Annotated in this window: 21 protein-coding genes and 1 riboswitch; of the genes, 20 read left to right on the forward strand and 1 reads right to left on the reverse strand. The window is 52.2% G+C overall.

All coding sequences use genetic code 11. From position 1 onward, the window contains the following. Positions 1-146 precede the first annotated feature (146 nt). From BMX45_RS07000 to BMX45_RS07030, 7 genes are all read left to right on the forward strand, one after another. Positions 147-707: a cob(I)yrinic acid a,c-diamide adenosyltransferase gene (locus tag BMX45_RS07000; RefSeq protein ID WP_090909072.1), complete on the forward strand. Its 561-nt coding sequence runs from the start codon at positions 147-149 to the stop codon at positions 705-707. A gap of 3 nt (positions 708-710) precedes the next feature. After that, positions 711-1775: an RluA family pseudouridine synthase gene (locus BMX45_RS07005; RefSeq protein WP_090909073.1), complete on the forward strand. Its 1065-nt coding sequence runs from the start codon at positions 711-713 to the stop codon at positions 1773-1775. Next, a complete protein-coding gene (locus BMX45_RS07010) occupies positions 1772-2134 on the forward strand; it encodes an arsenate reductase family protein (protein WP_015737131.1) in 363 nt (120 codons plus the stop codon). The genes BMX45_RS07005 and BMX45_RS07010 overlap by 4 nt, the downstream gene beginning before the upstream one ends. Positions 2135-2431: 297 nt before the next feature. Beyond that, complete coding sequence (locus BMX45_RS07015; protein ID WP_175495056.1) at positions 2432-3331, forward strand: 5'-3' exonuclease; 900 nt, start codon at positions 2432-2434, stop codon at positions 3329-3331. Positions 3332-3460: 129 nt separating this feature from the next. Continuing rightward, positions 3461-3655, forward strand: coding sequence for a hypothetical protein (locus BMX45_RS07020; RefSeq protein WP_090909074.1), 195 nt, complete (start codon positions 3461-3463; stop codon positions 3653-3655). 94 nt (positions 3656-3749) lie between these two features. After that, complete coding sequence (locus tag BMX45_RS07025; protein ID WP_090909075.1) at positions 3750-4646, forward strand: ROK family protein; 897 nt, start codon at positions 3750-3752, stop codon at positions 4644-4646. A gap of 184 nt (positions 4647-4830) precedes the next feature. Beyond that, the gene (locus BMX45_RS07030) at positions 4831-5856 is read left to right on the forward strand and encodes an HRDC domain-containing protein (protein ID WP_090909076.1); all 1026 of its coding nucleotides are present in this window, start codon (positions 4831-4833) and stop codon (positions 5854-5856) included. Positions 5857-6009: 153 nt separating this feature from the next. Here the strand turns inward: BMX45_RS07030 and corA are convergent, their stop codons facing one another. Beyond that, positions 6010-6945 (reverse strand): magnesium/cobalt transporter CorA, encoded by a 936-nt coding sequence (gene corA, locus BMX45_RS07035; RefSeq protein ID WP_009594304.1) that lies wholly within the window; start codon positions 6943-6945, stop codon positions 6010-6012. A gap of 442 nt (positions 6946-7387) precedes the next feature. Beyond that, a riboswitch (SAM riboswitch) is annotated at positions 7388-7516 on the forward strand. 131 nt (positions 7517-7647) lie between these two features. Between corA and metA the strand changes: the two genes are divergently transcribed. From metA to BMX45_RS07100, 13 genes are all read left to right on the forward strand, one after another. Then, the gene (gene metA / locus BMX45_RS07040; protein WP_015737127.1) at positions 7648-8565 is read left to right on the forward strand and encodes a homoserine O-acetyltransferase MetA; all 918 of its coding nucleotides are present in this window, start codon (positions 7648-7650) and stop codon (positions 8563-8565) included. A 24-nt stretch (positions 8566-8589) separates the two neighbouring features. Further along, a complete protein-coding gene (locus BMX45_RS07045) occupies positions 8590-9774 on the forward strand; it encodes a PLP-dependent transferase (RefSeq protein ID WP_090909077.1) in 1185 nt (394 codons plus the stop codon). Then, a complete protein-coding gene (locus tag BMX45_RS07050; protein ID WP_254777992.1) occupies positions 9771-10991 on the forward strand; it encodes an aminotransferase class I/II-fold pyridoxal phosphate-dependent enzyme in 1221 nt (406 codons plus the stop codon). The genes BMX45_RS07045 and BMX45_RS07050 overlap by 4 nt, the downstream gene beginning before the upstream one ends. 164 nt (positions 10992-11155) lie before the next feature. Further along, positions 11156-12289 (forward strand): cyclic dehypoxanthinyl futalosine synthase, encoded by a 1134-nt coding sequence (gene mqnC, locus BMX45_RS07055; RefSeq protein WP_090909078.1) that lies wholly within the window; start codon positions 11156-11158, stop codon positions 12287-12289. A gap of 267 nt (positions 12290-12556) precedes the next feature. Next, positions 12557-13462, forward strand: a complete 906-nt coding sequence (locus tag BMX45_RS07060; RefSeq protein WP_090909079.1) for a putative sporulation protein YtxC — start codon at positions 12557-12559, stop codon at positions 13460-13462. A 463-nt stretch (positions 13463-13925) separates the two neighbouring features. Continuing rightward, on the forward strand, positions 13926-15863 hold the full coding sequence (thrS, locus tag BMX45_RS07065; protein ID WP_009594316.1) for a threonine--tRNA ligase: 1938 nt from the start codon (positions 13926-13928) through the stop codon (positions 15861-15863). Between the two features lie 105 nt (positions 15864-15968). Continuing rightward, the gene (locus BMX45_RS07070; RefSeq protein ID WP_090909080.1) at positions 15969-16715 is read left to right on the forward strand and encodes a 3D domain-containing protein; all 747 of its coding nucleotides are present in this window, start codon (positions 15969-15971) and stop codon (positions 16713-16715) included. A gap of 130 nt (positions 16716-16845) precedes the next feature. Further along, positions 16846-17046 (forward strand): hypothetical protein, encoded by a 201-nt coding sequence (locus tag BMX45_RS07075; RefSeq protein WP_009594314.1) that lies wholly within the window; start codon positions 16846-16848, stop codon positions 17044-17046. Positions 17047-17245: 199 nt separating this feature from the next. Next, positions 17246-18337, forward strand: coding sequence for a cell wall-active antibiotics response protein LiaF (gene liaF / locus BMX45_RS07080; RefSeq protein ID WP_090909081.1), 1092 nt, complete (start codon positions 17246-17248; stop codon positions 18335-18337). Between the two features lie 5 nt (positions 18338-18342). After that, the gene (locus BMX45_RS07085; RefSeq protein ID WP_090909082.1) at positions 18343-19425 is read left to right on the forward strand and encodes a sensor histidine kinase; all 1083 of its coding nucleotides are present in this window, start codon (positions 18343-18345) and stop codon (positions 19423-19425) included. 19 nt (positions 19426-19444) lie between these two features. After that, positions 19445-20098, forward strand: a complete 654-nt coding sequence (locus BMX45_RS07090) for a response regulator (RefSeq protein WP_009594299.1) — start codon at positions 19445-19447, stop codon at positions 20096-20098. A gap of 162 nt (positions 20099-20260) precedes the next feature. Beyond that, a complete protein-coding gene (locus BMX45_RS07095; RefSeq protein WP_090909083.1) occupies positions 20261-21919 on the forward strand; it encodes a S1C family serine protease in 1659 nt (552 codons plus the stop codon). A gap of 130 nt (positions 21920-22049) precedes the next feature. After that, on the forward strand, positions 22050-22736 hold the full coding sequence (locus tag BMX45_RS07100) for a response regulator transcription factor (protein ID WP_009594308.1): 687 nt from the start codon (positions 22050-22052) through the stop codon (positions 22734-22736).

Below are 22736 nucleotides of genomic sequence, written 5' to 3' on the forward strand. Positions count from 1 at the left end.
TTAAAACCAAACGCCAGCCTAAAGCACTTCCCTCAAGGCATTATCCGGCCTTGGTTTATTTGGCCTCAGCGGGAACGTGATCCGAAATTATGCTATAGTGAGCATAATAAGATGTTCGTTCAAGATATGAAATGGAGGAAGATGTGATGAAGGTATATACAAGAACGGGAGATGCGGGGGAGACTTCGATTATTGGCGGTCGCGTGCCTAAGGATGATCCGCGCATCGAAGCGTACGGCACGATCGATGAATTGAACAGCTTTGTCGGTCAGTCCGTGTGCTTGGCCAAGGAAGCCGATTTTGAGGAGCTGTTTCTTCAGCTCGTTCAAATCCAGCATGAACTGTTCGATTGCGGCTCGGATCTGGCTTATGCAAAGCCGCGGGAGGATAAACTCAAGGTCGGTGCCGAGCTTGTGGATCGTCTGGAGGCGTGGCTGGATGCATTTGAAGAGAAGAACCCTCCGCTTGAGCGCTTTATTCTGCCGGGCGGAAGCGCCTTGTCTTCTTCGCTGCATGTATGCCGGACCGTATGCCGCCGCGCAGAAAGGCTGACCGTTACGCTGCAGCGAACCACCGAGATCAATCCGGAGGTCCGCCGGTATTTGAACCGGTTGTCCGATTATTTCTTTGTTGCCGCACGGGCAGCCAATGTGCATGCCGGTATACCTGATGTTGAATATGAGCGAAGCGGAAAGGTGTTCCGGTAATAGATGAGTCTGTACTATCCGCCAATACGCTATGTCGTACCCACACACGAAGACGGCATGCTGCTTAAGACCATTTTGCAAAAAAGAATAGGGGTATCCCGCAAGTTGCTCTCCCGCCTCAAATTGACGGAGCAGGGCATTACGCTGAACGGGACCCGCGTATATATTAGCGTTAAAGTGCAAGCGGGCGATTTGGTCGAAATTCGGATGGAGCAGGAACGTTCCAACGATATGCTGCCCCAGCCCATGGAGCTTCATATTCTGTACGAGGATGAGCATCTGCTTGTCTTGAACAAGCCGGCAGGGGTCATCGTGCATCCGACGCACGGGCATTATACCGACACGCTGGCCAACGGCGTCGTTCATTATTGGCAGGAGAAGGGCTGGAATTACCGGTTCAGAGCGGTTCACCGGCTCGATCAGGAGACTTCCGGCGTACTGGTAATCGCGAAGAATGCGTATATTCATCAGCATGTTTCCGAACAAATGATTGCCGGCACCGTCGATAAGAGGTATGTCGGTTTTGTGCATGGAAGACCTTCTTCGCAGACAGGCGATATTGACGGTCCGATTGATCGGGATCCGTTGGAGCCCCACCGGCGCATCGTAACTCCGAAAGGATATCCTTCGCTTACGCGGTATAGGGTATGCGAAACTTACCCCTCCGCATCCATGGTGGAATTGAAGCTCGAAACAGGACGGACGCATCAAATTCGGGTGCATATGCTAAGCATCGGTTGTCCATTGATCGGAGATCAGATGTACAGGCATCCCGTATACAGCGATCAGGAATTGTTACCGCATGCGCCGGAGAGGGTTGAGGATTCCAATGGGGCCGTCGGGTCATTGGATCCGTTAGCCGCAACGATCATGAGGCTGGACGGCTATATGGACAGGCAGGCGCTGCATGCGGCAAGCCTGACGCTGATGCATCCGATAGAGGGGAAGACGATGGAATTCACGGCCCCGCTGCCTGAGGACATGAAATCATTGGGATTAGCGCTCGCGCAAGAAGCTGTCACTTCATTATGTAACACTACAACATTAGAGGGAGAACCTATTGAATGAGCAAACTGAAAGTATATCAATATCCGAAATGCGGGACTTGCCGTAACGCCGTGAAATGGCTGCAGAACGAAGGACATGAGCTGGAGCTTCAACATATTTTCGAACAACCGCCAAAGAAGGATGAGTTAGCTGACCTGATCGCCAAGAGCGGACTGGAGCTAAAGAAATTTTTCAATACGAGCGGCGAGGTATACAAGGAAATGAACCTGAAAGACAAGCTGCCCGGCCTTTCCGATGAGGAGAAGATCGAACTGTTGTCTTCCAACGGAAGATTGATCAAGCGTCCGATCGTGACCGACGGCAGCAAAGTAACCGTCGGCTTCAAAGCGGAGCAATATCAGGAGGCGTGGCAGAAGTAACGGTCGTTTTTGGGACATGACAGACACAAAAGACAGGCTGCGGCAGTGATTGATTACGAGATTCGCGGAATCGGTTTGCCGAAGGGCAGCCATTCGCCGGCAACGATGTCGTCCTGCTGATGAAGGCAGAGCATTCCATGGTCTTTCGACCATCGGAATGTTCTTTTTTTTGTGAGCAGCCCACGATAGGAAATTCAAAGAAATAACCTGTGACAAGCCCAAGTCCATATAAGGATATGGTATAATGACAAGGTATATTTTAAGGTTATACCAGAGAAGTTAAAGTTAGGAGCGATCATGACCGTGATACCCAATCCACAACACCCATCCTTAATGCTCGTCGACGGGATGGCTTTATTATTTCGTGCTTATTATGCAACCGCGTCCAGCGGTTATATCCGCCGTACCAAAGCGGGCGTGCCGACCAACGCGATATACGGTTTCCTGCGGTATATGTGGGATGCCATCGATAAATTTCAGCCTACCCATGTGGCTTGCTGCTGGGATATGGGCTCAAAAACATTCCGTACGGAGCAATTCGCCTCGTATAAAGGCAATCGTCCGGAAGCGCCGGATGACTTGGTTCCACAGTTCTCGCTGGTTCGCGACGTGACGGAATGCCTCGGGATCCCGAATCTGGGCGTTGTGGGTTATGAGGCCGATGACTGCATCGGTACGCTTGCCAGACGGTTCGGCGATAGCATGAACGTCATGATCCTGTCGGGCGACCACGATTTGCTTCAGCTCGTGAACGATTCGACTTCGGTCATCATTATGAAAAAGGGGCATGGCAATTATATGCACTATACCCCGGAGACGCTTTATGCCGAAAAGGGTCTTTCTTCAAGACAGGTGATCGATGTTAAAGGTCTGATGGGAGATACGAGCGACAATTATCCGGGCGTACGCGGGATCGGCGAGAAGACGGCAGTCAAGCTGATCCAGGAATATGAATCCGTGGAAGGCATCCTTGCGAATCTCGATTCATTGACCAAAGGGGTTCGCACCAAGATTGAAGCGGATCTGGAGATGCTGCATCTGTCCAGGGCCCTGGCCGAAATTCATTGCGAGGTTCCGATGGAATGCGAGCTCGATTTGTGCCGCCTGAGCGTGGATCACGAACGTGCGTTAACCAAACTGGAGGAGCTGGAAATGAAAAGTCTGGGCCATCTTTTTGGGGTGGCGGTCGTTTCCTAGCCACTTCGGTCGAAGACGTCGTACCGGAGACATCCGCAGCAGGCCGAGGCACTTCTTCAATTTATCCGGAAGCCTAAAAAGAAGCGGGCTTCTTCACGGTGGCTGGATCGTGTTTATGGAGATGTCGTCGTGGCCACGACGGATATACTTGGTATGCCGGAATGGCAGTCGATAAAAAACATCACTGCTGTCCAGCATCAGTGCCTTTATACTGGGATTAGCGGCGCACGCTGGATGTCCCGGCGCGCGTATGTCGGCAAAACGGCCGGCGAAATGCTGCGTCTCGGAACGGGCAAAGGCAGAGATAGAGGCAGGCAGACTTGACGGGAGCACAATGTTTACATATGCTTCGAATAGAGCTTGTTAGCAACCATATAGAGAACAAGGCACAGCACATCGTGGAGAGGATGGAAGAAGCATGAGTTTACTTGGAGCAATTGAAGCAGGAGGAACCAAGTTCGTTTGTGGCGTGGGTACGGAGGATGGAACGGTTGTAGAGCGAGTGAGCTTTCCGACGACAACGCCTGAAGAAACCATGGCAAACGTCTTTAACTTTTTTGCGGATAAAGATATAGAGGCAATCGGAGTCGGTTCGTTCGGACCGATTGACCCGGTGAAAGGCAGCCCGACCTATGGCTGCATTACAACGACGCCGAAGCCGCATTGGAGCAATTACAATATCGTCCAAGCATTGGAAGAGCGTTTTGACGTTCCGATCGGATTTGATACGGACGTAAACGGAGCGGCTCTTGGAGAATATACGTGGGGGGCGGCCCAGGGACTGGACAGCTGTCTTTATATCACCATCGGAACGGGAGTAGGGGCAGGCGCCGTGGTATCCGGCGAACTGATTCACGGCTTGTCCCATCCGGAGATGGGGCATATTTACGTCCGCCGTCATCCGGAAGACAAATATGAAGGCACTTGTCCTTATCATGCAGACTGTTTGGAGGGGCTTGCTGCGGGACCGTCTCTTGGCAAACGCTGGGGTGTTCCCGGCGTGGAATTGACGCCGGATCATCCGGCTTGGGAGATGGAAGCTTATTATCTCGCTCAAGCGCTGATGAATTATGTCCTCATCTTGTCCCCTCAGCGGATCGTGATGGGTGGAGGCGTGATGAAGCAGGAGCAGCTGTTCCCGCTGATCCGCACGAAGCTTCAAGAGCTGCTGGCAGGATATGTTCAGCATCCAAGCCTTCATGACGGGATCGATCAATTCATCGTTCCGCCGATGCTCGGCGATAATGCGGGTCTCTGCGGCGCATTGGCATTGGCCAAGCTGGCAGTGGATGAAGCCAAGAGCATTCAAGCTTAGCCTGATTTCTTATATAGGCAAGTTTAAAATGGATTGGATTCTATTACAGATTATGGTATTATAGTTTCAACAGTATAATGTATGGAACGAAGGAAGCACCTTTCTTGCCGCTGTGCGGAGGAGAGGTGCTTTTTTGCGTTGTTCCGCCTTTATACTGATTGCGTAAACGGGAGGTTATCGAGGGATGCAAATTGTGTTCATGAATCGGATGAGCGGAGCGGATGAGTCAGGTCATCTCCGTTCGGCTCAAGTATGGATCGGCGAGGAAGAAGGAGGATGGCGGCTCGGCTGGCGGAATATGGAACCGGACGGTGAAGTTTCCGATGACGAATGGTATGAAGGCAACTCATGGAATGAGCTGCTGTGCGTGTATCGGCACCAGCTTGCGAAGAAGCTCGGAGAAGGCTTCCGCCCGCTAATCGAAGGGGTATTTCATGAACCGGGGGAGACCGGGAGCAAGAATCTCGGCACTCAGAAGCTGCAGTGTTACAGCGAGCTGTATGGATCGGAGGAGCTGTACACGGAGCTGTGCGCCTGGCGGAGGAGAAAGGCCGCATCCGGAAGAAAAGCGCCCTATTTCATTGCCAGCAACCGGGTGCTGCGCATGATCAGCGCCTTTGTTCCCCAGAGTGAGGAAGAGCTGCTGCAGCTTCCGGGAATCGGGGTTAGCAAGGCTTCGGAGCATGGGGTGGAATGGCTGGAGATCACAGCGAAAACCGAGCGAACCACAACGTTTCCATTGGATTGGGTGGATGCGCAGCTGCCGGAAGAGGAGTTCTTGTCCTGGCTGTATAAACAGAAGGAACAGAGATTTCAGCAGGAGCTTGATCGCTTCCGAACTCGCCGTGCGATGCTGATTGGCATAGCCGAGGGCGCTTCGCTGACCGAGCTTGAAGCGCGTACCTCGTTGTCGCGTCGGGATTTGGTCGAGGAATTGGAAGGGCTTGAGAAGGAAGGCTATGATACGGAGCAACTGCTCCAGGTCGAATTGAACACGATGACGGCTTCGGAGCAGGAAAACGTATGGAAGGCGTTTGAAGAATTGGGCGATACGTTTCTTAAACCTGTGTTACAGCGGGTATACGGACAGGGACAAGCCGAGAACGCAGAAGCAGAAGAGCTGGGCGGAACGGAGAGGCTGTATGAGCGCCTTCGTCTCATACGGATCCGCTTTCGGCGGGATCAGCCCGGGAAAGCGAATGCCGGTTAATCTGCCTTAAACGAAGTCAGGACGGATTCTCCTGGTTGCCGGGAGATCCGTCCTGATGCTAATTCGCCGTGCATGTAGATTGAGTTTTAGTTGCGGCAGTTCGTATGAACCGCTGTGAGCCGGCCAGTACTCTCCCCTTTTGATCAGGGTGTCTCATATCCAATCCTTTTTACGGAACAGATAAAACATGAGCGCGCCGGCAAAAACCATGATGCCGATAACCACATAATAGGAATATCTCCAATGAAGTTCCGGCATATACTCAAAGTTCATGCCGTAGATGCCCGTAATCAGCGTCAATGGAATAAAGATCGTTGTAATAGCGGTAAACACGCGCATGATTTCATTGGCCCGATTGGCGATACTGGATTGGTAGGCTTCCCGAAGGTTCCCCATGAGATCCCGATAGGTCTCGAACGTTTCGGAAATTTTAACGGCATTTTCATAGATATCGCTAAAGTATTTCTGCAGCTGGTCATCGATCAGCCGAAGATCTTTTTTGTTGAGCGTATTGATAACTTCCTTCTGAGGTCCAAGCACCTTTTTCAACCAAAGAATCTCGCTTCGCAGACCGATGATCTCGCTAAGATGGGATTTTTTGGTATGCATCAGAATGTCTTCCTCCAGCTTTTCAATCCGCGCTTCAATTCGGTCCCCTACGGAGAAGTAGTTGTCCGTGACGAGGTCGATCAAGAGATAGAGGAAGCGGTCAGGCGTGCTGACTTCATCCTCCCAGAGAAGCGGTTTGACGGTGCGAAGCTCGTGGATCTTTTGCTTGGTCACCGTAATAATAAAATGCCTGCCCAGGAAAACATTCAATGCCCGAAGGAAAATCTCTTCATCGTCAAACCGGATGCTGTTCACGACGATAAAATAGTGGTTCTCGTATATTTCAATTTTGGGACGCTGCTCCTCTTCGCTGAGGCAATCCTCAACGGCAAGATCATGCAGGGAGAAGAGGGGCTGCAGTTCAGCTAAATCATCCACGTCCGCATCCAGCCAGTAGAAGCCGCTGGCCGGAGCTGTCAGCGTCATTTCGATGTCATCAACAGGGGTAAATACGCCCGAATCGACCAACCGGATTTTCATCTGATATCACTCCTTTGTCTAATCCAAGCTGCTTAAGTCAAGCAGTTAAGGCACAGGATATCAGCCCACCGGTGTACGGGCATAAATCGAGGAAGGTTAGAATACGATAAAAAGCGCATGAAAAATAACGCTGCCCTCTGCCGGTAAGCTGATCTTGATCCTATGCGGTTGTGCGTCTTGTGCATCCAGTTTCTGGCTCGGGTCACCGTCCATCTTCCATGTCACCTCTTTCATACTCGGTTTTAAACAGCACTTGTCTAGTATAACGCCGGGTGTAGGACCTTTCAAGTGAAATCCGGAGCAGTCCAAGGGCCATGATATAAGGTATGGAAACCTTTGGTGAAGTGTGACAAACTCATGAAAAGGTTCTTGACGAAAAATTGAGGATGATTTAAAGTAGGTATCAATTACGAAACAATTCCAAACAACTGAATAAAGCGAAATCTTATCAAGAGCAGGTGGAGGGACTAGCCCTATGAAACCCGGCAACCGGCGGCAACATCGCACGGTGCTAATTCTTGCAGGAGATACGACGATTGTATAAGCCGTTGTATAGCCTGACAGATGAGAGAGGCGCATTGTGATACGTATATGATGACCTTTCTCTACTTCGAGAAAGGTCTTCTTGCGTTTATACAGTCTAACGCTCTTTCTCACAGCTTTATGGATGTATCATTTCATATTTCGAAGGAGTGAGCCGAGATGCCAATTAAAATTCCGGATGCCCTGCCGGCAAAGGAAGTTCTGGCTGGAGAAAACATTTTTGTCATGGATGAGAGTCACGCGTTTCATCAGGATATCCGCCCGCTGCGGATTGCGATCCTGAATTTGATGCCAACCAAGGAAACGACAGAGACCCAGCTGCTGCGATTGATCGGGAACTCCCCGCTCCAGGTGGATGTCGTCCTTCTTCACCCGAGTTCCCACGTATCGAAGAATACGTCGGCCGAGCATTTGAAATCATTTTACAAAACCTTTGAAGAAGTGAAGAACCGTCGTTTTGACGGCATGATCATTACAGGAGCTCCGGTCGAGCAGCTGGAGTTCGAAGAAGTGAATTACTGGGATGAGCTTACTGAAATTTTTGAATGGACCAAGACGCATGTGACCTCTACGCTCCATATCTGCTGGGCGTCGCAAGCCGGGCTTTATTATCATTACGGCGTGCCGAAATACAGCCTCGAGGAAAAATGCTTTGGCGTGTTTCCGCATACGATCAATGAAGCGTGTACCAAGCTGCTCCGCGGATTTGACGAAATGTTCTTTGTCCCGCATTCCCGTCATACGGAAGTTCGGCGCGAAGACATAACAGGCGTGGACGATTTGGTTATCTTGTCCGAGTCCGAGGAAGCAGGGATTTATTTGGTATCAAGCCGGGACGGCAAGCAGATTTTTGCCACAGGGCATTCCGAGTATGATGCGGACTCCCTGAAATGGGAGTATGACCGGGACGTTGCCAAAGGCATGGACATCGCGCTGCCTCGCAACTATTATCCGAACGATGATCCAACAAGAACGCCTCCGTCCATATGGCGCGCGCATGCAAACTTATTATTCACTAATTGGCTCAATTACTATGTATATCAGGAAACGCCATATGACATCGGTCCGCAAATATAAAAGCGTACGGGAGGAGAGTTTGTGATGGAGAAGAAACCTTTGAATATAGAGAGCCGGCTGGCACAGATCGGATCGGTGCAGGAACCGGTAACCGGCGCTGTGAATTTTCCGATTTATCAGGCTACGGCATACCGCCATCCTAAATTAGGCCAGAGCACGGGGTTTGATTATGCCCGCACCAAGAATCCGACCCGTTCGGTGCTCGAGGATGCTTGCGCCGAGTTGGAATCCGGTGACGCCGGCTTTGCCTGCAGCTCGGGCATGGCGGCCCTTCAGACGATTTTTGCGCTGTTCGGTCAAGGCGACCACCTGATCGTATCGCTCGATCTGTACGGAGGAACGTATCGGCTGCTGGAGCGGATCATGTCCAAGTTCGGGGTAACGGCAACCTACGTGGATACAAACGACTTGGATGCGCTGGAAGGATCCAGACGACCGAACACGAAGGCCGTATTTATCGAAACGCCGACGAATCCGCTCATGATGGTTACAGATATCGAAGCCGTCTGTACGTGGGCAAGACGCCATCAATTGATCAGCATCGTGGATAATACGCTGCTAACCCCGTATTTCCAGAGACCCATCGAGCTTGGGGCGGATATCGTCATACATAGCGCCACCAAGTATCTGGGAGGGCATAACGATGTGCTGGCAGGCATTATCGTGACGAAGGGCAAGGAATTATCCGAGGAGATGGCCTTCCTTCATAACTCCATCGGGGCGGTGCTGAGTCCTTCCGATTCCTATCAGTTAATGAGGGGAATGAAGACACTCGCGCTTCGCATGGACCGACACGAATCGAATGCAACCGCGGTGGCAACCTTTTTGACAAGCCACCCGGCGATCGGCGAGGTATATTACCCGGGGCTGCCGGATCATCCGGGGCATGAGATCCAGAATCGCCAATCCAGCGGCAACACGGGCATTTTCTCCTTCAAGGTGAAGGACGCCCGCTATGTCGAGCCGGTGCTGCGGCACATCAAACTGATTGCATTCGCAGAAAGCCTCGGAGGTGTCGAGTCCCTGATGACATACCCGGCCGTCCAGACCCATGCGGACATCCCGCTTGAGATTCGGGAAGCGATCGGCGTGGACGACCGCTTGCTTCGGTTCTCGGTCGGCATCGAGCATGCGGATGACCTGATCGCGGATTTGGATGCTGCGCTGGGCGCGGCTATGGCAGAAGTGGAAGGGAGCACGGGAGCATGAGCATCGATAAAGGACCATCCGGCTTGGAAACCCAAACCAAGCAGGTATCAGCAAAACGGGGACACGAAGAAGAACTCCGTTTCGAGACGAAATTATTGCATTTCGGCGGGGAAATCGACCGGGCAACCGGCGCCTCAAGCGTTCCGATCTATCAAGCCTCGACGTTTCATCATGAAGACGTCTTTAACCCGCCGCTGCACGATTACAGCCGCTCCGGCAATCCGACGCGGCAGGCGCTGGAAGATTATATCGCCCTCTTGGAAGGAGGCGTGCGCGGCTTCGCTTATGCTTCCGGCATGGCGGCGATCTCCAGCTCGTTCATGCTGCTGTCCGCGGGCGATCACATGATCGTGACGGAGGACGTATACGGCGGAACCTACCGCCTGCTGACCAGCATACTGAGCCGTATGGGCATCGAGAGCACCTTCGTCGACATGACCGATCTGGATCAGGTGAAGGCGGCCCTCAAACCGAATACAAAAGCGGTTTATATGGAAACCCCTTCGAACCCGACCTTGAAAATTACCGACATCGGCGCTGTCACGGATTGGGCAAAGGAGCAAGGCCTGCTTACCCTGCTGGACAATACGTTCATGACGCCGTTCTATCAGCGCCCGATCGAGTTCGGCGTGGATATCGTCATCCACAGCGCAACCAAATTCCTTGGCGGACACAGCGATGTGCTGGCAGGTCTCGCCGTAGCCAGAACCCAGGAGCTGGGAGACCAATTGAAACAGCTGCAAAATGGTTTGGGCACGGTGCTTGGGGTCCAGGATTCCTGGCTCCTTATGCGGGGCATGAAGACGCTCAGCACTCGGATGGCCCACTCCGAGCAAAGCGCGGCCAAGCTGGCGGCCTGGCTGCAAGGGAGAAGCGACATTGAGCAAGTGTATTACCCTGGCCTCTTGAATCATCCGGGACGGGAAGTCCATGAGAAGCAGTCGAGCGGTTACGGCGCGGTCATCTCCTTTGACGTCGGCTCAGGCGAGCGTGCGAAGCAGGTGCTGAACCGCGTGAAGCTGCCGCTGGTAGCCGTCAGCCTGGGAGCCGTGGAGAGCATCCTGTCGTATCCGGCGATGATGTCCCATGCGGCCATGGGCGAGAAGGTCCGGCATGAGCGCGGCATTACCGACGGTTTGCTCCGCTTCTCGGTCGGACTGGAGGATGTGGATGACCTGATTGCCGATTTGGACCAGGCCTTTTCTGCCAGCAACTAAAGATTTTTAAGAAGCGATAATCTCATTTGAAGATTTGCCAAATCATAGAATTCGGCATCCTGTCACGGACGGGATGTCGTTTTTAATGGCGGAATGTGGTAGGATGGGATAGATGAAGTTTTACTGGTGATTTGTATTTTGTTTTAAGTAGGGAGGCTGCAAGAATGAGTGCGGTAAACCGTATATTGGATAAAGCTTTACGCGGTGAGCGTTTAAATTTGGAAGATACCGTGACCCTTTTTGAGAGTGATGAGATCGAGAAGATTGGCCATGCGGCGGATGTGATGACCAAGCGCCTGCATCCGGATCCCATCACGACGTTTGTTATCGGCCGGAATATCAACTACACCAACATATGTGATGTATTCTGCCGTTTCTGTGCTTTTTATCGCAGACCCGGCTCTTCCGAGGGCTATGTTCTGCCGGATGAGACGATCTTCCAGAAGATTCAGGAAACCGAGGACGTTAATGGCACTGAAATTTTGATGCAGGGTGGAGTCAATCCGGATTTGCCTTTCAATTATTATACGGATCTGCTTCGCAACATTAAGAAGCGGTTTCCCAACATTACGATGCATTCCTTCTCCCCGGCGGAAATCATGAAGATGGTGGAGATCTCCGGGCTCACACTCGAAGAGGTAATGCGCGAGCTTCACAGCGCGGGTCTGGACTCGCTGCCTGGCGGCGGTGCGGAGATTCTGGATGATCGCATCCGCAAAAAAGTCAGCCGTTTGAAAGGTACATGGCGCCAATGGATGGATGTCATGCAAACGGCCCATAAGGTCGGCATGAACACGACGGCTACCATGGTCATCGGTCTTGGCGAAACGATGGAGGAACGGGCGCTGCACATGCTTCGCGTACGCGAAGCACAGGATGAATGCATCCAGAACGGGTATGACTCCAAAGGGTTCCTGGCCTTCATTCCGTTTACCTTCCAACCGGACAACACGAACCTCAAGCGCGAGCGCGAAACGCCGGAAGCGTACCTGAAGACGGTAGCCATCGGCCGGCTTGCGATCGACAACGTGCCGAACCTGCAATCGTCCTGGGTAACGATGGGGCCTGAGGTCGGCAAGCTGTCGCTCAGCTACGGCTGCAACGACTTCGGCAGCACGATGATGGAGGAGAACGTGGTGTCTTCCGCAGGCGCCGTGTACAAGGTCAACATTGAATCGATTATTCAATTAATTCGCGAGACCGGCAACATTCCGGCTCAGCGCAACACCCGGTATGAAATCCTTCGGGTGTTCGAGGATAGCAGCACCGTGGAGCGCGACTTCGTAATGCAGAACTAATCGCATATTATAACCCTAAATCCGTAAGACGGGCCGACTCGGCCCGTTTTTTATTTAGATATCAGAAAGTATAAACTCCAAAGCATGATTCTTCCTGAGATCGCAATGAACAATAACATTAAGAGCGGCAGGCCTTTCATTGGAATGTGCGTGGATAAACATTTTTAATATGCGCGCCGGGACTTGCTTGTTTTTCCAAGCAGGAGTTCCGTATATCCCCGAGCGGGTCCCCATATACTGAAAAGGGAACTCGAAAGGAGTGATTCCATGGAACTGTTCAGCATTTCTGTCGTTACGCGGACGGAGGACGAGAAAAAGGCGTTCCACCGCATATTTTCAGACAAGCAGAAAGAGCTACATAAACAGTGCAAGCCGCTCAAATTCACATTCAGCGCTTCGAATGACCGCGTGATTTGGACGTGCTCCGGCAAGCTTCCGCTGTCTTCGTGGACCGCATCGGCTGACACGCTGCGCCGGCTTGCTGCCGAAGCAGTCACGGCTTATATTCTGGAGGAGAAGGAGCAGGAGATTGCTGCACGGTTAATGTTCGCGGAATTCGAGTTTGATGATGAGGAAGAAGCAGGGCGGATCTTGCAGTGGTTTTTGATGCTCCTGCAAAAAGAAGACGGCCCGACCGGAGATTTCTGGCAGAGCCGCAAACGCAAGCTGTCCGAAGGCATATATCAATGCCTTAATGAGGCGCCGGAGCTCAATCTGGACGGTTTCATGACCTTCCGGCTTCGGTCCTATGAACAGGAGCTTCGCGAGATGGCCGAGTACGCGGTGGATGAGTTCATGCTTGATCAGCAGTATGAGGAGTTCGTAAGCCTGCTGAAATATTTCGTTTATTTTCAGGAGCCCAAAATGCCGCTGGTACACGTCATTCATAAAGGGGGAGAGGACTTTTTGCTGCTGGACGGCAATCTTCGCCCGATCGAACGCCCTCGTGACGACGGACTGGTTATGGAAAGGCTGGATCAGGAGATGGAGATTGAGGATATGGTCGTCAGCACGCTGATTTCGGTATCTCCGGCCCGCATGATTATCCACACAAGACAGCCGGAGCTTCCCGTCATCGCCACATTAGCCCATATCTTTGATAACCGGGCCGAAGTATGCTGCAGCTGTCCAGAATGCAGCGCGCTTCTTGGAAGCGGACGAATGATGACTTGACGCACCGAAGCGGTTAGGATTATAATTACTGATAAATTCACGTAAAAGCTTTGACAAAGACATGAATCAATCCGGATCCGACCGCTCAGAGAGAGGAAACCTCGGCTGCAATTTCCTCCGGTTCGCCATTGATTCACCCCTTTGTAGCTGTGTCGTCGAACCCGCAAGTCATCAAGAATGCGGATGAGTAGGCTTCACCGGTTCATGACCGTTACTCAATGCTGATGAAGGATCTTAATCGATTATGTACCGGGTACATAAGAGGTTGGAGAGATCGAATTAGGGTGGAACCACGGGTATAACACTCGTCCCTTCGCGGGACGGGTGTTTTTTGCATGTTCCGGTATCCTTCGCTGAAGTTCAGGCATGCTTGTGAACAGCCCAAGGCCTTGCTTCACGGGGAGACTAACGCGTCCTTCATATATGGAAGAAACGTGAAAACTTTTTTGGGGAGGAATGCAAGGTGGCTATTAGCATTAAACTGCCTGACGGCTCCGTACGGGAGTATGAGGCTGGCAGCAATATCGAGGATGTGGCTGCGTCGATCAGCAGCGGACTGAGAAAGAATGCCGTTGCGGGAAAAATGGACGGGATCGTCGTGGATTTATCCACGCCGCTTCAGGACGGAGCGCTGATCGAAATCGTAACGCAGGATACGCCCGAAGGGCTTGAGGTGATGCGCCACAGTACAGCGCATTTGCTGGCTCAGGCAACCAAGCGTTTGTATGGACAGAAAGAAGTCAAGCTTGGCGTAGGGCCGGTCATCGAAGACGGCTTCTATTACGACATGGACCTGGAAGAGCCTTTGAATCCGGAGGATCTGCAGAAGATCGAGAAGGAAATGGAACGCATTATCGGCGAGAACCTCCCGATCGTCCGCAAGGAAGTGAGCCGTGCGGAAGCGCTGCGCATTTTCGGCGAGCTTGGGGATCCATACAAGCTGGAGCTGATCAACGCGCTTCCGGAGGACAGCATCATCACGATTTACGAGCAGGGCGAATTCTTCGACCTTTGCCGTGGACCGCACGTCCCTTCAACCGGCAAAATCAAGGTGTTCAAGCTGATGAACGTGGCAGGCGCATACTGGCGCGGCGACAGCAAGAACAAAATGCTTCAGCGTGTTTACGGTACGGCGTTTGTGAAAAAAGCGCAGCTCGACGAGCATCTTCGCCTGCTGGAGGAAGCCAAAAAGCGCGACCATCGCAAACTGGGCAAGGAATTGCAAATGTTTACGTTCTCTCAGCTCGTTGGACAAGGCTTGCCGATCTGGCTGCCTAACGGCGCGAAGCTGCGTCGTACCCTGGAGCGTTATATCGTGGACATGGAGGAACGCCTGGGTTACCAGCACGTGTACACCCCTGTACTCGGAAACGTGGAGCTGTACAAAACCTCCGGTCACTGGGAGCACTATCAGGAGGACATGTTCCCGAAAATGGAAATGGACAACGAGGAGCTTGTTCTGCGTCCGATGAACTGCCCTCACCATATGATGGTATATAAGAGCGATATGCACAGCTACCGGGATCTGCCGATCCGCATTGCGGAGCTTGGCATGCAGCACCGCTACGAGATGTCCGGCGCACTGACCGGCTTGCATCGCGTGCGCGCGATGACGCTGAACGACTCGCATATTTTCTGCCGTCCGGATCAGATCAAGGAAGAGTTTGCCCGGGTCATTCAGCTGATCATGACGGTCTACAAGGATTTCGGCATTCACGACTATCGCTTCCGTCTGTCTTACCGGGATCCGCAGGATACCGAGAAGTACTTCCAGAACGACGAAATGTGGGAAATGTCCCAGCGCATGCTGCGTGAAGTAGTGGAGAGCCTGGACATGCCGTTCTATGAAGCGGAAGGCGAAGCTGCCTTCTACGGACCGAAGCTTGACGTTCAGATCCGCACGGCACTAGGCAAGGAAGAAACGCTGTCCACCGTTCAGCTCGACTTCCTGCTGCCTGAGCGCTTTGAGCTGGAATATGTCGGCGACGATGGCCAGAAGCACCGTCCTGTCGTAATCCACCGCGGGATTCTGGGCACCATGGAACGCTTTACGGCCTTCTTGCTTGAGAATTTTGCAGGGGCGCTGCCGTTGTGGCTTTCCCCGGTACAGGTCAAAGTCATTCCGGTATCCAACGCCTTTGAAGACTACGCCAAGGAAGTGGCCGAGAAGCTTCAATTCGCCGGTATTTCCGTAGAGCCGGATCTTCGCAACGAGAAGCTGGGCTACAAGATTCGCGAAGCACAGCTCGAGAAGATTCCATACATGTTCATCGTTGGCGAGAATGAGAAAAGTGCCGGAGCGGTTTCCGTCCGCAAGCGCGGCGAAGGGGACATCGGAGCCCAGCCGCTGGACGAAATCATCCTCAAGCTGCGTGAAGAAATTAACACCCATGTGGTTTAGTTTAGCCGTAAAAGATAAGTAACCGAGGAAACATGCAGACCTCTGCCATGACGTATATTCTATTCGAGAAGTGGGAACCCTCGCTAGTAAGGGGGAGGTATTCACATGATCCAATGGAAAACATGGCAGAGGTTTTTTGCTGGTTTTATTTTATCAGCCATCTTGTTCAGCGCAGGCTCTACGGCAGTAGAGGCCCGCAATTTGATTCTAAGCGAATCCTACGAATCGACGGACACCCGAAATGTGTATGAACCGTCAGAGGAAATACAAGGCTCCGATTACGTGGAGATGTCTCGCTTCTATGCGCTTCGCGTGGTAGGTTTTAGTGATATGAATAGATATTTGGAGGTTCCAAGTACGGGGCCGAAGACCAGTGAGCCCGGCAAGAAACGCGAGTCCATGCCGGTGCTTGCCCCGAGGGAGGATCAGGTGCTGCATACGGTGAAGGTAACCGCTACGGGATACACGGCAGGTTACGAGTCGACCGGGAAGAAGCCGGGACATCCCCAGTATGGAATCACCTACTCCGGAGTGAAGGTCAAGCGGGATCGAAATACGCTGTCTACGATTGCCGCGGATCCTGATGTATTTCCGCTCGGCAGCATTCTCTATATTCCCGGCTATGGGTATGGGATCGTAGCGGATATCGGGTCAGCCATCAAGGGCCGGAAGATTGACCTCTATTTCTCCACCACCAAGCAGGTGTTTAAGGAGTGGGGGAAAAAGGACGTTGAGGTGCAGGTCATCAAAACCGGAAGCGGCAAATGCACGGAAGCCATGCTGAGAACCTTGGAGGACGCGATTGAGACCTATCGTTTCCTGCCATCATCCGTGCTGGAGGAAGCCATTTAGGGATTTTGCTGCGCGTCTTTGGCAGTAAACATTTAAGAATAATGACACCCTGTTCATCACATACTACTTTTCGGGGGCCAAACCCCTGAAGAGGATGATGGTATCGCAAATGAACAGGGAGGTGAATATTGTGGCTAAAAAGAACAAAGTGCAAGAGAACTTTAAAACACCTAACGAAAAGTTTAACGCTGAGTTTGCTGAAGAGACCAGCATCGCCAGCAACCCAAAAGGGAACTCCAAAGTACAGGAGAACTACAAAAAACCGAACGAGAAGTTTGACGCTGAGTTTGGCGATCTGAACACACCAGGGGACCATTCTGCAAACCGTTAAGGTGTAGATGTCAACGCCCGTTCGTGCAGCAATAAGACCTTCGCTTAAAGCGGAGGTCTTTTATTATGGACTGATACCCATTTATATCCAGGGACTCGGTCTCGAGACTGAGATGAACTTCATTCCACCGCCGCTAACCCGTTCATCGCAATATGTTGTACACTGTAATTAAGAAAAAATAGAACTGGAAGGTTAGGGGATGACCATGAGTAGAAAAGGATGGAGCCAGCTTAGCAACGGATTGCTGCTCATCGGCATTGGTGTGGTGTTTCTTCTTAATCAGCTCGATATTATACATGTGGACCTTGGTTATATATTCTCGACCTTTTGGCCGGTGTTCATCATCTGGTTCGGACTGCAAAGCTTGATTTATGCCCGTGGCGGAGCATTGTGGGGTTCGATCGTACCGATCGTCATCGGATCGTACTTTCTCGGAAGAAATCTGGACATGGTCCATTTCTCTTTCGGCGATTTGATCAAATACGCGATTCCGGTCGTCCTGATCGGGTACGGATTGCAGGTTATTTTCAAACCGAAGGATCATACGCCGCCGCCATCGCCGCCAAGTCCGGATGATTTCGGCTCGCATCGTCGGGACGATTACGATATCCCGGAGCCGCCTGAAGCGCGTCCGCTGGAATCCTCTCTGGACGAAGAATTCGAGCGAAGATTCGGTAAGCCAGACAAGGCTTATAAAGAGTCGGAGTTCGAATCAAGAGACTCGCACGATTCAAGCAAAGGGTACCGCTGGCAGGGACAGCAGCATGAGCGCCCGCGCCAGGAACGTCCGGATCGCAGCAAGTTCAGGGTTCATGTGGATTTTGACGATAACGGCAAAAGCTACGGCGACGGATCGGAATATAAGGATGAACACCATCAACATCATCATCACCAATCCTGGCATAGCCATGATACGGTGAACAAGTCCTCTTTTATCGGGGACGTGCACATGGGGAAGGATTATTTCCAGCTGAAGCCGACGAATATTTCGCAGTTCATCGGCGATACGGTACTGGACCTGACCAAAGCTCAAATCCCTTACGGCGAAACGAAAATCAACATCTCGGCGTTTATCGGGGATGTCAAGGTGTTCGTTCCGAACGATTCGGACGTCGGCATTCATGTCACGACCAATTCCTTCATCGGCGATATGAAGGTGCTGGAGGAGTCGCGGAGCGGCTTTATGAGCAATGCCGGCCTGGAAAGCCCGCATTACAGGGAAGCGGGCAAGAAAATTCGAATTACCGTGAGCGTATTTATCGGTGACGTCAAAGTGAATAGGGTAGGTTAATCGTTATGATGGGGATATTGAAAAATACCAAATGGGTGATATTGTTTTATTTTCTGTTGATCGGAGCCGGGGTTGCTGTTTTCCTGTACACAGCAAACCAATCCGGCTACATACATATTGAAGATAACCGGCTGTGGGTGTATTACACAGTCGGTGTACTTCTGTTTACGGGGATTGCGGGATACATCGCGGGACAGCGCATTCAGCGGCCGCTGGATCTGCTTCATCTGAACATGCTGCAGGTTGCCAAAGGAAATCTGAACGTCCGGCTGCCTGCCATGGAAGACGGGTCTTTTGCCAGAGTGTACGATGAGTTTAACGGGATGACGGAAGCGCTGGAGAAGAAAATGAAGCTGCTGCAGCGCCTCGGCGAGCAGGATGTCATTGAGAAGGAGATTGCCGCGGAAGCCGCGGTCCTCGAGGAACGGCGCCGGATGGCAAGGGATCTGCACGATACGGTCAGTCAGCAGCTGTTCGCGATCCATATGTCGGCTTCATCCCTTCCGGCGGTACTGAAGCGAAACCCGGAGCAGGGCGACAAAGTGCTCGGCCAGTTGATCGAGATGTCCCATGTGGCGCAGAAGCAGATGCGGGCGCTGATAGCGCAGCTTCGGCCCGTGGAGCTGGAAGGCAGAACCCTTGAAGAAGCACTGGAACGGTGGTTTCCGGATTACTGCCGCCAAAACGGCCTGAAGGGCATGAAGGATGTCGAGCTCTACGGCGGGGTGTCGGATGCGATTGAGCATCAGCTCTTCCTGATCATCCAGGAAGCGGTGGCTAATATCGTGAAGCATGCCGGTGCGGGCCTTGTCAGCATGTCGCTTCGCGAGGACCAGAAACGCGTGATTTTAAGCATCAGCGATGACGGTGTCGGCTTTGACGAGGTGGCAGGCAAGCAGGGTTCGTACGGGCTGTCGACGATGCGCGAACGGGCCGAAAAGCTTGGCGGACAGGTCGATATTATAAGCAAGAAGGGCGCAGGAACGACGGTACGAGTGAATATTCCGTTATTTGAGGCCGAGGGCAATACCGGAGCGGCGGCGGAAGAGAACCAGGATGAGGAAGTGCTGGCAGAGCCAGTGGAATAGAGAGGGGACAACAATCATTATGGGTACGATTCGGATATTGCTGGCTGATGATCATGATATGGTTCGCATGGGGTTAAAAACATATTTATCGTTGGATCCAGGGTTTGAAGTGATCGGAGAAGCAGCGAATGGCCAAGAGGTCGTCGATATGCTGAGAAACGGGGAAGAGGCTGACCGCCCGGATCTCATTCTAATGGACCTGATGATGCCGGTGATGAACGGGGCGGAGACCACGCGCGCGGTTATGTCCGAATTCCCGGATCAGAAGATCGTGATTCTGACCAGCTTTCTCGAAGACGAGCTTGTGGTCGAGTGCATTGAAGCGGGGGCAGTCAGCTACGTGCTTAAGACGGTTTCGGCTGACGAGCTCATTTACGCCCTTCAGGGAGCGTTCCGGGGCATGCCGGTCATGACCAAAGACGTCTCGGAAGCACTCACCAGGGGAATCCGCCGGCATATGGTGAACGGGGATGAATCCGGCCTTACCGAGCGGGAGAAGGAAGTGCTGCTCCTGATTGCCGAAGGCAAGAGCAACAAAGAGATCGGCGAAGAGCTGCATATCAGCATCAAGACGGTCAAAACCCATGTCAGCAATCTGCTGATGAAGTGCGAGCTGGAGGACCGTACGCAATTGGCGATTTATGCCCACCGGAAGGGCTGGGTCAAAATATAGCAATATGTTCTTTTGGTGAGGTATGACCGGGAAGCGTCCCGGTTTTCTTTTTATCTGCCTTTTAATTGTTTTTAAGGTACTATTAAGGTTTATAGTACACAATAAGAACAGTTAATCAATTAGACCACTTGGAAGCAAGTGATTTTAATAGGAGGTAGACCAATGGACGACCAAAGAAAGCGTTACGGGTATCCGGATGATGAGGGAATGAACAACGAAGCGAATAACAATGAAGCAACGAGACGTGAGGAAGCATCCACGGAGAATTCTTCTTATTACTATTCTTACGGACCGTTCCAGTCCATATCGAATAACCGCGACGATGAGAAAACGGAACGGCCTTACCAGAGCCGGGAACCCCAGGAAGTGGAGGTTACCGCTCCGCAGCCCGTTAAACCGATTCCATCTTCCAGCTTCTCGCAGGCCCATTCCTCCGGAAGCCAAGGTGGCGGCGGGTCTATGGATTCCATGAAAAGAAACAAAGAATGGAACTACAGCCAGAAGCCTAAAAATTCCGTGAAGACCGTGCTGTTGTCTTTCCTGGCAGGTGTCCTCGTGATCTCAAGCCTGATGTTTGCCGCTGACCGCACGAATCTGTTTACGCCGGATGCGGCGTACTCATCGGAGCCAGCCCAAGAAACTTCGGCTAACGTCGAGGGTAACGGTGGAGATAACGGCGGAGCTACTACCGCATCAGCGATGATCCCATCGAATCCTGGCGACGTATCGGCAGTGGTGGATCAGGCGAGTCCGGCGGTCGTGCTGATCGAGACGCTTGTAAACAGCAGCAATAGACAAAACACGAATCCGAACATGAACGATCCGTTCTGGTACTTCTTCGGCGGCGGTCAATCGAGCCAGGAAGGCAATGGCGGAAACAGCGGAAACGGTGGAAGCAGCAACAACGGAGGTCAGGAATCCCAGCTTCAGCCTTCAGGCATCGGTTCGGGCTTCATCTTTGAGAAGTCGGGATATATTTTGACGAATGAGCATGTGATCCATGGCGCAGATGTGATCCAAGTGACGGTACAGGGTACCAAGAAACCTTATGAAGCGAAGCTGCTCGGTTCCAGCTATGAGCTCGATTTAGCCGTTTTGAAAATCGAAGGGGCGGATTTCCCATCAGTACAGCTAGGTGACTCCGACTCGCTGAAGGTTGGTGAATGGCTTGTTGCCATCGGCAACCCGCACGGTTTTGAACACACGGTAACCGCTGGTGTACTTAGCTCGAAGGAACGCGAGATCGATATTCAAGGCACGAACGGCGAACAAGACCGCAATTATGAGCACCTTCTCCAGACCGATGCTTCGATTAATCCGGGTAACTCCGGCGGGCCGCTTCTCAATCTGAAGGGTGAGGTTATCGGGATGAACGTAGCCGTCAGCGCGGAAGCACAAGGGATCGGGTTTGCGATTCCTTCCAATACGATCAAGGAAGTCGTGGAATACCTGAAGAATAATCAGGAAGTGCCAAAAGAGCCGGTTCCATTTATCGGAGCGAATCTGGGAACGGTCACTCCGCAAATTGCCCAGTCCCTGGGTACCGACGTAACGGAAGGCTCTTACGTTGACAGCGTCGTATTCCGTTCGCCGGCTTATGAAGCGGACCTGCGCCAATATGACATCATTGTGGGCGTGGACGGCAATAAATATCCGACTTCGCAAGATCTGGTTGAATTCATTAAATCGAAGAATGTTGGAGATAAAATCACGCTGAATGTGGTTCGTAACGGCAAGAACATGGACCTAGCGCTAACGATCGGCGACAAGAACGATTTTGATCTAACCCAACAGCAGCAACAACGGCAACAGCAGCCGTAACCCTGGATAGGCGTGACAACAAGCGGAAGGGACCGTTCCCTTCCGCTTGTCTTGTCCTTGAAGCGACCGATATAATGGGATTGTAACGTCGTACTAAATATAACGCTAAGAAGATAGAGGAGATGCCGCTATGCGATCCCGGATTTTGATTGTAGACGATGATGAGAAGATTATTTCCATGCTGCGCAGAGGGCTTGCGTTTGAGGGCTATGACGTCCTGACCGCATCCAACGGAGCTGAAGGATTGAAAGTGATATTGAGCGAGGACCCGGATGTCGTCGTTCTGGACGTGATGATGCCTCAAGTCGATGGATTTGAAGCGCTGCGCAGACTCCGGGAGGGCGGAAGCACGATACCGGTGCTGATGCTGACGGCTAAGGATGAGGTGGAGAACCGGGTGAAGGGGCTGGATACCGGGGCGGATGATTATCTGGTCAAACCCTTTGCGCTGGAGGAGCTGCTTGCCCGCGTCCGGGCTTTGCTGCGCCGCAAAACCGGGGATGATACCTCGAACCACCGACTGACCTTCGAGGATCTCGTGATGGATACGGATGCGAGGGAAGTCATTCGAGGCGGGCAGAGACTGGAGCTCACGGCCAAGGAATTCGAGCTGCTGCACCTGTTTATGCAAAACCCGAAGCGGGTGCTGTCCCGCGATTTGATTATGGATAAAATATGGGGCTATGACTACAGCGGGGAGTCGAACGTGCTGGAGGTTTATATCGCCATGCTCCGGCAGAAGACCGAGGAACATGGAGGTAAACGGCTGATCCAGACGATCCGCGGAGCCGGCTATATTTTAAGAGGAGATAACTAG

The sequence above is a fragment of the Paenibacillus sp. cl141a genome, assembly GCF_900109305.1.
GTDB classification, from domain to species: domain Bacteria; phylum Bacillota; class Bacilli; order Paenibacillales; family Paenibacillaceae; genus Paenibacillus_AQ; species Paenibacillus_AQ lautus_A.